The following is a 12,547-nucleotide window of genomic DNA, read 5'->3' on the forward strand; positions in this document are numbered from 1 at the left end:
CGCTATTGAAGCCATTTAATAGCCATTAAGACATGCCGTCTGAAAACAGAAAGTTTTCAGACGGCATTTTTATCATCAATGCAAAACAACACACTATCTCTGTTATGATAATGCCTCGCTAATATTATTCCGTTCCAACCATGTCTTCCGCCCTTCCTTTTGACGCGCTCACACTTTCCATCGACGGCACCAACCTCATCGAAGCTTCTGCCGGTACGGGTAAAACCTACGGCATTGCCGCGCTCTTTACCCGACTGATTGTCTTAGAAAAAAAAGACATCGAGAAAATTCTGGTCGTTACCTTTACCAAAGCGGCGACGGCAGAACTGAAAACCCGTTTGCGTGCGCGTTTGGACGAAGTGTTGCAGGTTTTAAACGAAATCCAAACCTTGGGCGGCAAGCCGGAACATATTTCAGACGGCCTGAACAAATATTACGAAAAAGAGAAAAAATCCCCTGATGACTTTCTCAATCGCTTGATTCCTTTGGCTTTAGGCGAGCAAGACGGACAGGAAAGCTGCCATCGCCTGATTCTCCGCCTCAAAGCCGCGCTGAGCCAGTTTGACAACGCATCGATTTACACCATCCACGGCTTCTGTCAGCGCGTCTTGCGCGATTACGCATTTTTATGCGGTGCACCTTTGGATGTCGAGCTGTCGGACGACTCGCGCGAGAGGCTGCTGATTCCTGCGCAAGACTTTTGGCGGCAGAGAGTGGCAACCGATGCCACATTGGCACAATTGGTTTTTGACCGGAAATGCACGCCCGAAGAAATGCTTGCCGAAATCAAAAGCTATACCGGCCGCCCCTATCTGAAATTCAGACGGCCTGAAGGCAATTTGCAAGAAGCCCAAGCCAACCTTCAAGAAACATGGCAAAAAGTTTGCGGCCAATTGGAAGACTTGGAAAAAGCGTTTTGGGCAATCTTTCCCAAACTTAACGGCCAGACCTACAGAAGAAATACCTTTGAAAATGTTTTTACCGATTTAAAAACAAACGCCGAATCCAACCGTCTGCCCCGCCTGAGCAAACAAACGCTGGAAAAATTAAGCCTCTTCAGTATCGACACGCTCAACAGCAAACTGAAAAAAGAATATAAAGCCGATGCCGATGCGCCGGAAATTATTCAGCTGCAAGCCTTGGCCAATCTCGGTCGTGATTTGCAGGCAATGAAAAGCGCGGAAGAAGCAGTCTTCATCTGCCTGCAACTAGACCTCCTTTCCTACATCAACCAATCCATTGCCGAACAAAAAAAATCACGCCGCGAGCGCGTGTTTGACGATTTGCTGCTGGATGTCCATCAGGCATTGACCACCCATGAACACGGCAACGCATTGGCAAAAGCGGCAGCGGCAAACTGGGAAATCGCGCTGATTGACGAATTCCAAGATACCGACCCGCTGCAATACGAAATTTTCCGCCAAATTTTTATCGAACAAGGCTGCCCGCTGTTTCTTGTTGGCGACCCCAAACAGGCAATTTACAGCTTTCGCGGTGCGGACATTTACGCCTATCTGCAAGCCGCGCAAGATGCGGACAGGCATTACACCCTTGCCGTCAACTACCGCAGCCATGCCAAGCTGATCAACGGCATCAGCGCCTTGTTCAAACAAAAAAAACACCCATTCGTGTTGGAAAACATCGATTACAGCGAGGTCTCCGCCAGCCGCGCCGAAAGCCGGCTGTCGCCACACCGCCCCGCCATCCAAGTGCGCTGGCTCAATACGGACGATCAAACCGGCAAAGAGATTTTGCGCGGCTGTGCCGCCGAATATTGCGCCGATGAAATTGCCTTTGCGCTCAATGAAGCGGCCGAAGGCCGTCTGAATTTCAAAGGTCGCGCATTGGAATCCGGAGATATTGCCGTTTTGGTCCGTACCAATAACGAAGCGGCGATGATTGCCGGTAAACTGAAACAGCGCCGTATCCAAAGCGTGTTGCTGTCGCGCCAGTCCGTTTTCGATTCTGCCGAGGCAGACTCGCTGTCCGCGCTGATCGGCTTTTGGCTCAACCCAAGGCAGACCGACTGGCTGCGCTTTGTCTTGACCGGCGTTTTGTTCGGCTATACCGCCAAAGAGATTTACGAACTCAACCACAACGAACACCAGCTGCTGAAATGGCTGGAGTCATCTGCCGAGGCCATGGAAAAATGGCGGAAAGGCGGCATTTTTGCCGCCGTGCAGCAGTTTTCCGCCCTACATGACATAGAAACCCGCCTGCTCAAAGGCGGCAACGAACGCAGCCTTACCAACTACTACCAAATTCTGGAGCTTTTGGCCGAAGAAGACAGCCAAAGCCGCAACCCTGCCGCCCTGCATAAATGGTTAAACGAACAAATCAGCCGTGCGCGCAGCGGCCATTTCCCGTCAGACGCGCAAACCATCCGTCTTGAAAGCGACGAAAAATTGGTCAAAATCGTTACCATGCACGCGTCGAAAGGTTTGCAATACCCTTTGGTTTACTGCCCCTTCGCATGGGATACCAAAGACAACTCCAAAGAAAACTGGAAAATCCTGCATACGGACAACCACGAAACCGAGCTACTGGCAAAATCGCAAACCTCGGAAGCAGAACTAAGCCACCTTGCCGACGAAAAGACGGCAGAAGATTTACGCCTGCTTTATGTCGCCCTTACCCGCGCCGAAGAACAGCTCAACATCTACGCTGCCGCCAATAAAAACTGTACGCCCAACAATCCTTTTGCCTATCTGCTCGAAGGTTTACCAGATGCCGGTTGCGAAAGCGTCAGTCAAAGCTATAAAAGCGCGACAGACGTTGTGGAAATGCTTAAAAACAACTGGCAACACTTTATCAAAAACGCGCCTGAAAATACGGAGTTTGCCTTCACGGAAGAAGCCCCGCCGGAAACCGTCTACCAATACAGCCTCCAGCAAGACCAAGCTTTTAGCGTACAGAGCATCAAACGCCGCGATTTTGACTTTATCCGCCACACCAGCTTTACCGGTTTGAGCAGGCACACCAAGTCAACCGACGAACAACACGAGCCTTTGCAACCTGCCATCGACCCGGCAGAAAGCGCAGACCGTGCCATGCCGTCTGAAAACCTGCCGTCCCCGCTTTCAGACAGCCTCGATATCCACCATTTCCCCCGCGGCACCAATGCCGGCGTATGTTTGCATGAAATGTTGGAAAAACTCGACTTCGCCGCCTCTGCCGAGAGCCAATCCGAAATGATTGCCGAAGTTTTGCAACGCCACAGCTTTGAAGACAAATGGCTGCCGACGGTAAGCACTATGCTCGACACCTGCCGCCTGACGCCTTTAATCGGCGAGAGCCTGTCGCAGATTCCGCCGACCCGACGCCTGCCCGAAATGGGGTTCACCCTGTACATGGACGATTTCAAACTGGACGACTTGCGCCGTTGGTTTGCCTCAAGCGAAGCAAACCTGCCGCCCGAATGCGTCCAAGCCGCGCAACTGCTTGACTTCCATGATTTGCAAGGCTATTTAAACGGCTTTATCGATATGGTTTGCCAAGATTCAGACGGCAATGTCGTTTTAATCGACTACAAATCCAACCATTTGGGCAACGATGCAAACGCGTACACGCAACAGGCGATGAACGAAGCCGTGGCGCATCATCACTACTACCTGCAAGCCCTGATCTACGCCGTTGCCATTGCGCGCTACTACGCGCTGCGCGGCAAGCCGTTGCCCAAAATCGCCATCCGCTACCTCTTCCTGCGCGGCATGGACGGCTCGGAACAAGGCATTTGGAAATGGGACATCGATACCGCCTTGCTCTCTACTTTCGTTGAGCGGAAAACAAATTCCTGATAAATCATTTTGTTAAATCGTCAAAAAGGCCGTCTGAAACGTTTTCAGACGGCCTTTGATTATTTGTGCAAACCGCATTCCTTACTGTCTTTGCTTTCCCACCACCATCGTCCGGCACGGATATTTTCGCCCAGCTTGACCGGACGCGTGCAGGGTTCGCACCCAATACTGGGATAGCCCTGATGATAAAGCGCATTGAGCGGAACTTGGTGCTCATGTGCATATGCCCAAACATCCTGCTCTTCCCAATCGAAAATAGGATTGAATTTGGCGATGTTGCGGCCTGTATCCTGCTCTTCAAAATTCAATTCGCTGCGCGTTTCGGACTGGCTGCGGCGTTGTCCGGTCAGCCATGCGGGGGCGTTGTGCAAAGCGCGGTTGAGCGGTTCGATTTTGCGGATATGGCAGCAACGGCGGCGCAACTCGACGCTGTCGTACATGGCAGTCGTGCCGAATTCAGCTTCAAATTCATCGGCGGTTTGCTGGTTGGGATAAAACACTTCCAATTCGGTTTGATAACGCGCATTGGTTTCGGCAATCAGCGCGGTGGTTTCGGGATTGAGTTTGCCCGTATTGAGCGTAATGATGCGGATGGGCAGTTTCAGACGGCAAACGGCATCGGTAATGACCATATCTTCGACCGCAAGGCTGGATGCGAACACGGCTTGCGGATAGCGCGCGGTAATGTCTTGCAAACGGCGCTCCAAAGCAGCCGCCAACTCAGGCAGGCGGCGGCGTTCGGCATCATTGGTTTCGGGGATTTTCCAAAATTGAGGACGGAATAAAGACATGGCTGGTTGTTCCTAATAATTTTCAGACGGCCTGTTGAAACGGCTGTCGATATGGTTATGGAACGATATTGTCCTGCGCCCTATCTTCAAACGGAAAGAATGCTTTTCTATTTCTTTATAACCAAAGCGTCTGCTGCTGGTTTTTCGGCAGTAAATGACTCACGCCGATGCCGATCAGGCGGAAGGCGTCTTCGCGTTGCGGCGGTATGCGTTGCAGCAAAGTATGCGCCGCCTGAAGCAGCGAGGCACTGTCGGGCAGGACGGAAGAATACGTCAGCGAACGCGTAATAATGCGGAAATCGTGGGTTTTGAGTTTGAGGGTAACGCCTTTGGCTTCGACGTTTTTGCGCTCAATCTGCCGCCAAAGGTCTTCGGCAAGGTGCGGCAAATGGCTTGAAGCCTGCGCCAAAGACAAATCTTCGGGCAAAGTGATTTCGGTTGAGATTTGCAGGCGTTCGCGTTCAGCTTTGACCGGCCGCTCGTCGATACCGCGTGCCAAATCATAAAGGCGGTAGCCGTAGCGGCCGAAATGGTTTAAAAGTTCGCCGCGCTCAAAACGGCGCAAATCGCCGGCAGTCTGCATACCGAGGGCGTTCATCTTTTTCAGCGTAACTTTGCCGACACCGGGAATCTTACCCAACGGCAAGCTCTCCAAAAACGCCATGATTTTGGGCGGCGGCAATACAAACTGTCCGTTTGGCTTACGCCAGTCAGACGCGATTTTTGCCAAAAACTTATTGGGCGCGATGCCTGCGGAAGCAGTCAAACCGGTTTCTTCAAAAATTTCGGCGCGAATGCGTTTGGCCACCTCGCTGGCGTACGGGATATTTTTAAAATTTCGGGTAACATCCAAATAGGCTTCGTCCAAAGACAAAGGCTCGATCAAATCGGTATAACGCCGAAACACGGCATGAATCTGAGCCGACACCTGGCGGTACAAATCAAAATGCGGCGGCACAAACACCGCCTGCGGACACAGCCTTTTTGCCGTCGCCACCGACATGGCCGAGTGCAAACCGAATTTGCGCGCTTCATAAGACGCGGCACAAATGACCGAGCGCGCACCGTCCCATGCCACAACGACGGGCAGCCCTTTCAAGTGCGGCTGCTCGCGCAGTTCTACCGAAGCGTAGAATGCGTCCATATCGATATGGATGATTTTGCGTTGGGACATGGGAAAAGGTAGATAAGGAAAAGGCTTATTGTAACAAAAGGCCGTCTGAAATTTCAGACGGCCTCCATGTTCACACCTTATTTTTTACCGGAAAGCTGATCAAACAATCCGCCGTCGGCAAAGAATTTTTTCATGATGTCCGACCAAGCGCCGAACTTCTCATTCGGATTAAAGGTTTCAATATCGGGGAAATCGGCTTTGTGTTTGGCCAACACTTCGGCATTGCGCGGACGCAGATAAAGATTGGCGGCCAACTCTTGAGCCGGTTCGCTCCAGAGGTTTTTCAGGTAGGCTTCGGCAGCGGCGCGCGTGCCTTTTTTATCGACTACGCTGTCCACAACGGCAACCGGCGCTTCGGAAAGAATAGTGTAGCTTGGGTAGACAATTTCAAATTGGTCTTGGGTCAGTTTTTTGCTGACGTAGTTGGCCTCGTTTTCAAAGGTAACCAAGACATCGCCGATATTGCGTTGGCTGAATGTCGTCGTTGCCGCGCGGCCGCCGTTTTCAAACACAGGCGTGTTTTTCAGCAATGCGGCCACAAAATCTTGGGTTTTGCCTTCATCGCCGTTGTTGACTTTCAAGCCGTAACCGTACGCGCCCAAAAAGGCGTAGCGGCCGTTGCCTGTGGTTTTCGGGTTGGCCAAAACGATTTGCACGCCGTCTTTGGCCAAATCGCCCCAGTCTTGGATGTGTTTCGGATTGCCTTTGCGTACCAAGAAAACGACGTTGCTGGTATAAGGCACGGCATTATCCGGAAGGCGCGTGTTCCAATCGTCTTTAATCAGGCCTTTTTTCACCAAAAGCTCGATATCGGAAGTCTGGTTCATGGTCACCACATCGGCAGCCAAACCGTTGGCGACAGCCAAAGCCTGCTTGCTGGAGCCGCCGTGCGACTGTTGGACTTCAACCGACTGTCCGCCGTTTTTTGCGGCAAACTCTTTGACAAATAAAGGATTGTATTCTTTATAAAAATCTCGTGCGACATCATAAGAGACGTTCAACAGCTTCACATTACCGCCCTTGCCTGCGGAAGCAGCATTGTCGGCAGATTGTTCGTTTTTGGGAGAGCAGGCACTCAACGCCAGCGCGGCGGTCAATGCGGCAAAAGAAAGGGTACGGATATTCATGGTCGGCTCCTATTAAAAGTATGGCGATACTTTATCGGGATCGGAGGCAAACGGGAAATAATGTTTGCTTTTGGGTTTATCAGTTTTGGTTATATAAACCGAGGCCGTCTGAAATCAAAAAATAATTATTTATAACTATAAAATCTAAACCATATTATTTACAAAGTTAATAAAAAAGAGTACCGTTCGTATTCGCCGAATCATTAGGCGTTTTGTTCAATAATCGAAAAATGGAGTGTAGAAACGATGAAACAATGGATGCTTTTAGGATTGCTGGGATTGGGCGCAGTGGCACAGGCTCACGATGTTTGGGTGGCCGCACCGACACATCAGCCTGCCGGCCAAATCCTGCATGCGGATTTGGGTTACAGCCATGACTTCCCCAATGTCGAAAAAATCGCCGACGACCGCGTACATATTTTCAAACCGCTGCAATTGACCGGCAGCTCAAAGAAAACCGTTGATTTGGTAAATAAAGGCGAAAACTATCAATACGTTTCCAAAGCCGCTTTGCCTGAAGGTTCCTACTGGGTCAGCGCGACCTACCAACCGACTTTCTGGTCGAAAAACAAAGATGGCTGGAAACAGCAAACCTTGAAACAGCTGGCCGATGCCACCTATTGCGAACAATCGCAAATGTTCGGCAAGAGCTTTGTCCAAGTGGGCAACGGCGCAGTTGATGAAGCGGTATTGACCCGCCCTATCGGCCAAGAGCTGGAACTGGTTCCGCTGCAAAATCCGAACGAAGTCAAAGCCGGCGGCATTTTGCCGGTCAAAGTCCTGTACAAAGGCGAGCCTTTGGTTAAAGCCACCGTTACCGCCAGCTCGGACACTTTAGCCGAAATGGACTTGGAATCGACCCATGACCACCGCGAGCCTCAAGGCTTCTCCGGCAAAACCGATAAAAACGGCGTGGTCAATGTGATTACGCTGATTGACGGCTTGTGGAAAATCAAAGTGGTGAACGAGACCGATTACGGCGATAAAAGCGTATGTCAGAAAGACAATACTTACGCAACGCTGATTGTGCCTGTCGGCACCAAACGCGCAGCCGCACGCCATGCCCACCATCATCATTAACAGTCATTAAAAAAGGCCGTCTGAACTTTCAGACGGCCTTTTTTTATTCTAATTCATAACCCAAATTTCTAAAAAAACGGGAGTATGTTTCCAACTCATCACCATTTAATTGGGTAAAACGGATACGGTTGCAGCCGGTCAAGACCACACTTCCCATCCAGTGCGCCCCAAAGACGCGCTCTAAAGGGACATTCCTCATTTGATTGATAAACGGTACTTCTGAAGAAAATTGCGTCGCAATATTCGGAGGCGCGAATTTCAGACCCAAGTCCTGCAATGTATAACGGTGTTGCGCCGTCAAAAACATATCCTCGTGGTGCAGCCGCACCAGCCATTCCATATCGGCAATTTTTCCGTCTTCCGGAGGCAAAGGCGGTCGGATTTCTACATTTAAGCCCAGCTGTCGCGGCATGGTTAAAAGCCGCTTGCTGCGCAGGCTGAAACTGCCGTTCTGCGGCTCGTCCAAATTCGGAGAAGTCTGAATCAGATGTTGTTTGGCCAAATATTGGTCGGTTCCCTTCAGGAAAAACTGCCCGTCTGCTTCAGTTTCCAACAAAATCGGCAAAGGTGCACCGATGTAGTCATATTCCCGATAGGCATCCTGCCAGTTTTGACCGTTCAACACCCATCCGTCATTTTGAACAATCAAACAATAATCAGTATCGATGTAATACATCAGTTGGTACAAAACAAACAGATTGTATTCCAGATACCCGAATGGCCGGCAAGGCTGATGTCGGATATTCTCCGGCAAACCTTGCGGACAGCTTGGGCTGATCAGCAATCCACGACTTCCGGGCAATTCGGCACAGCTGCGGATAATGGCATACATCGTGCCCTCGGTATAAGAATCTACACCGGTAATACCAACCACGGTAATGTCAGTAAAACTCATCAATATGTTCCCCTGTTTCAGATGGCCTTTGAGTTATTTACGACGCCTTGTTGCAGATATCTTTCAAGCGATACAAAGCATCCAAGGCTTCGCGCGGCGTGAGGTTGTCGGGCTGAATTTGCGCCAACGCTTCAGCCAATTCATTGACCTGCGAATGATCGACCGGCTCAATTTCCTGTTCTTTCCCTTCCTCGTCTTCCCTATTTTCAGACGGTATGGCGCTGAAAATATCCAACTGCGGACGGTTGGCGGCGGCTTGGTTTTCCAAATCGTTTAAATGCTTTTGAGCTGCTTTCAAAGCGCGGTTGGGCAGGCCTGCGAGTTTGGCGACGGCGATACCGTAGCTTTTGCTGGCGGGGCCTGGTTCAATGTGGTGGAGGAAGACAATGTCTTGTCCTTGCTCAAGCGCGGAGAGGTGCATATTGACTGCGGTTGCATGGGCTTCAGGCAGTTTGGTCAGCTCGAAATAGTGGGTGGCGAAGAGGCTGAAGGATTTGTTTTTTTGCAGCAAATGTTCGGCGATGGCTTGGGCAAGGGCGAGGCCATCAAAAGTCGAAGTGCCGCGTCCTACTTCGTCCATAAGGACGAGGGATTGCTCGGTGGCGTGGTGGAGGATGTAGGCAGTTTCGCTCATTTCGACCATGAAGGTGGAGCGGTTGGAAGCTAAGTCGTCCGATGCGCCGATACGGGTGAAGATTTGGTCGATGGGTCCGATTTGGGCGGCGTCGGCGGGGACGAAGCTGCCAGTGTGCGCCATGAGGACGATGTGGGCGACTTGGCGCATGTAGGTGGATTTGCCGCCCATGTTGGGACCGGTCAGGAGCATGAGACGGTGTTTGTGGTCGAGGCGGGTGTGGTTGGCGGTGAAGTGGCGCACTTGTTGCTCGACGACGGGATGGCGGCCGTTTTCGATATGGATGACGGGATAGTCTGCGAACTCAGGACAAACGAAGCCGCGTTCGGCGGCGGTAGCAGCGAAGGTGGAGAGTACGTCGAGGGCGGCGGCGGCTTTGGCTGCTTTTTGAAGCTGCGGCAAGGCCGTCTGAACTTCTTTCAGCAGGGCTTCAAACAGGCGTTTTTCCAATGCCAATGCTTGCTCTTGTGCGGTCAGGACTTTGTCTTCGAAGGTTTTGAGTTCGGGGGTGATAAAGCGTTCGGCGTTTTTCAGTGTCTGGCGGCGCTGGTAGTCGGCGGGGGCTTGTTCGGCTTGAACTTTGGATAGCTCGATGTAGAAGCCGTGGACGCGGTTGAACTCAACTTTGAGGGTAGAAAGGCCGGTGCGTTCGCGTTCGCGCGCTTCAAGCTCGAGCAGGAATTCGTCGCCGTGGTTTTGGATGTGGCGCAACTCGTCAAGTTCTGCGCAATAGCCTTGGTTGATGACGCCGCCGTCTTTGAGCCAGACGGCAGGTTCGGGCATCACGGCGGCTTTAAGGGTTTCGGCGACGGGCAGGGTTTCGGGGAAAACGGCTTTGAGGGTTTCTAAGAGACTGCTGCCCTCGGCGGACAATTCGATTTCGAACAGGGCAAACAGGCTGTCGCGCAGGGCGGCGAGGTCGCGCGGGCGGGCGTTGCCGACGGCGATGCGGGCGGCGATGCGTTCGATGTCCGCGATGTTTTTCAGACGGCCTTGCAGGGTTTCGTATTGCGAACCCAACGCGGCAACGGCTTCTTGGCGGGCGCGGATGTGGGCGCGGCTGCGTAAGGGGTGGTACAGCCAGAGTGCCAAGAGGCGGCTGCCCATGTGGGTGGCGCAGCCGTCGAGTATGGAAAACAGGGTCGGCGATTTCTTACCGGAGAGGGTTTGCGTGATCTCGAGATTGCGGCGCGTGGCGGCGTCCATGCCGATATATTGGCTGTCGGTTTCGAGCGAAATGCCGTCGAGGTGTTGCGGCATCAGGTTTTGCGTCAGGCGGATGTAGTTCAGCAGCGCGCCCGCCGCACCGACGGCGGCTTCGTGTTCCTTGCCGTCCAAACCGAAGCCGTGCAGGTCTTGGCAGCCGAAGTATTCGGTCAACAATTTCGCGCCCGCGTCGGCGGCAAACTGCCATGAGTTCAGGCGTGTGATGTTGGCGGAGGTTGCCTGAAAACCGTCAGGAAGGCTTTTGCCTTCGGGCAACAGGATTTCCGCCGCCTGCAAACGCGCCAGCTCGTCGGCGAGTTTGTCCGCCGTCGTCAGCTTGGTTTTGAATTCGCCGCTTTGCAAAGATGCCCACGCGATGGCGATGTGTTTTTTATCCGCGTTCACCGCCGCGATGCGGTTGGTTTCCTTATCTTCCAAAAACGCCGCGTCGGTCAGCGTACCGGGCGTAACGATGCGCACGACTTTGCGCTCCACCGGCCCTTTTCCCGCACCGACTTCGCCCACCTGCTCACACACTGCCACGCTTTTGCCCATCTTCACCAGCCGCGCCAGATACTGCTCCGCCGCGTGAAACGGCACGCCTGCCATCTTAATCGGCATGCCGTCCATCTGCCCGCGCGTGGTCAGGGTGATGTCCAACAGCTTCGCTGCCTCCACCGCATCATCCAAAAACAGCTCATAAAAATCGCCCATACGGTAAAACACCAGCTTGTCGGCGTGTTGCGATTTGATAGCGAGATACTGCTGCATCATCGGGGAAACGGTGGGTTTGGACATGGAAAAGCCTTAGAAACGCAAAAGTATTATTGTAACAAAAGGCCGTCTGAAAACCTAAATAAGCTTTCAGACGGCCTTTTATATGTGCCGAATAAGATTAGTCATAAACGAAAATAATATCTAAGTCTTTTTTCGGCAGGAAATTTTCTTTGACTGCTTGGAAGCGGTTCGGCCCTACTTTGCGCAAGGATTTGTCCCAGCAGAGTGACAACACAGTATTGGGCTCGCGGTCTATGGTCAAAGTGAATTTACCGATAGGTTTTGCCCAGTTGGCACCTGTGGTCAGGACATAGCCCAAATGGTGATAGACCTTTGAACCTCCTTTCACATTTTTAAAGTTTTTAAGGAAGTTTTCATCCATGCAGTACTCATCTATGAATGCTTTGCTGTCTTTGGCTTTAAGCGAAGGCAGGAAGCTGCCGCCGACCAGCGGGGTGTATTGGTGTTTGATTTCGGTTACAGAGTTGGCTTTAAAGGTTTGCTTCCAGCTGTAAATAATCTGCGACGACCAATCGGGCAGTTCATCCGTCTGTTTGGGCAGCATGGATTGGACTTTGGCGGAGCGGCAGGCTCCGATTTTGCTGCCGATTTTTTCACCGTCTTGCTTTTTCGTCCAAGGGTGCATCAGTTCCTGATCGCTCAAACCGCATTTTTTCAAATCGGCGGTCACGTCCACCAGCGAGCCGTTACTCCGTTCAAAATAGGCACGGACGTGGGCTTGCGGGCGGACAGGTTTGCCGTCGGCGTAAATTCGGAAGCTGTCAACCAAGCCTTTGGTGTCGGCAAAGTCGTAATCGATGAAAGCAGGAACAATCGGCAAAGGGAAAAGGACGGTTTCGGTAAGGTCTTGCGAGGAAGTGTTTTTAAACCGGTAATGCACGCGAATCTGGTTTTCGCTGATGTACAAATCTTCGCTCTGCATATCGATATGCGGATTTTTCAGATATTTGATGCCGCTCGTGCTGACTGTACCCGTGCTGTCGTTGGCATGGGCTGCTCCGGCAAGCAGGAGGAGCAAGATTAAAGCTTTTTGTTTCATGATTTA

At 51.9% G+C, this 12,547-nt stretch carries 8 protein-coding genes; 2 read left to right on the plus strand and 6 right to left on the minus strand.

Features of this window, described 5'->3' with window-relative positions; translation table 11 throughout:
- Nucleotides 1–140: 140 nt before the first annotated feature.
- Nucleotides 141–3,797, plus strand: coding sequence for an exodeoxyribonuclease V subunit beta (gene recB / locus DBY97_RS01255; RefSeq protein ID WP_107857172.1), 3,657 nt, complete (start codon nt 141–143; stop codon nt 3,795–3,797).
- Between the two features lie 59 nt (nt 3,798–3,856).
- Here the strand turns inward: recB and DBY97_RS01260 are convergent, their stop codons facing one another.
- From DBY97_RS01260 to DBY97_RS01270, 3 genes are all read right to left on the minus strand, one after another.
- Entirely contained in the window at nt 3,857–4,588 is a 732-nt protein-coding gene (locus DBY97_RS01260) for a phosphoadenylyl-sulfate reductase (protein ID WP_107857173.1), read from the minus strand.
- Between the two features lie 115 nt (nt 4,589–4,703).
- Complete coding sequence (dinB, locus tag DBY97_RS01265) at nt 4,704–5,762, minus strand: DNA polymerase IV (protein WP_049348646.1); 1,059 nt, start codon at nt 5,760–5,762, stop codon at nt 4,704–4,706.
- 77 nt (nt 5,763–5,839) lie between these two features.
- The gene (locus DBY97_RS01270) at nt 5,840–6,883 is read right to left on the minus strand and encodes a sulfate ABC transporter substrate-binding protein (RefSeq protein WP_199900723.1); all 1,044 of its coding nucleotides are present in this window, start codon (nt 6,881–6,883) and stop codon (nt 5,840–5,842) included.
- A gap of 252 nt (nt 6,884–7,135) precedes the next feature.
- Here DBY97_RS01270 and DBY97_RS01275 point away from each other — a divergent pair, with 252 nt between their 5' ends.
- On the plus strand, nt 7,136–7,969 hold the full coding sequence (locus DBY97_RS01275) for a DUF4198 domain-containing protein (RefSeq protein ID WP_107857175.1): 834 nt from the start codon (nt 7,136–7,138) through the stop codon (nt 7,967–7,969).
- Between the two features lie 43 nt (nt 7,970–8,012).
- Here DBY97_RS01275 and DBY97_RS01280 read toward each other — a convergent pair whose 3' ends face one another.
- The 3 genes from DBY97_RS01280 to DBY97_RS01290 all read right to left on the minus strand — a co-directional run bounded on the left by DBY97_RS01280 (nt 8,013) and on the right by DBY97_RS01290 (nt 12,541).
- Nucleotides 8,013–8,864 carry a DUF5672 family protein gene (locus tag DBY97_RS01280; protein ID WP_107857176.1) on the minus strand — a complete coding sequence of 284 codons (852 nt, stop codon included), beginning with the start codon at nt 8,862–8,864 and terminating at the stop codon, nt 8,013–8,015.
- Nucleotides 8,865–8,901: 37 nt separating this feature from the next.
- Nucleotides 8,902–11,502, minus strand: a complete 2,601-nt coding sequence (gene mutS, locus DBY97_RS01285) for a DNA mismatch repair protein MutS (protein ID WP_107857177.1) — start codon at nt 11,500–11,502, stop codon at nt 8,902–8,904.
- Between the two features lie 97 nt (nt 11,503–11,599).
- Nucleotides 11,600–12,541, minus strand: coding sequence for a DUF4424 family protein (locus tag DBY97_RS01290; protein ID WP_107857178.1), 942 nt, complete (start codon nt 12,539–12,541; stop codon nt 11,600–11,602).
- Nucleotides 12,542–12,547 lie beyond the last annotated feature (6 nt).

This window comes from Neisseria subflava (assembly GCF_003044645.1).
GTDB classification, from domain to species: domain Bacteria; phylum Pseudomonadota; class Gammaproteobacteria; order Burkholderiales; family Neisseriaceae; genus Neisseria; species Neisseria subflava_B.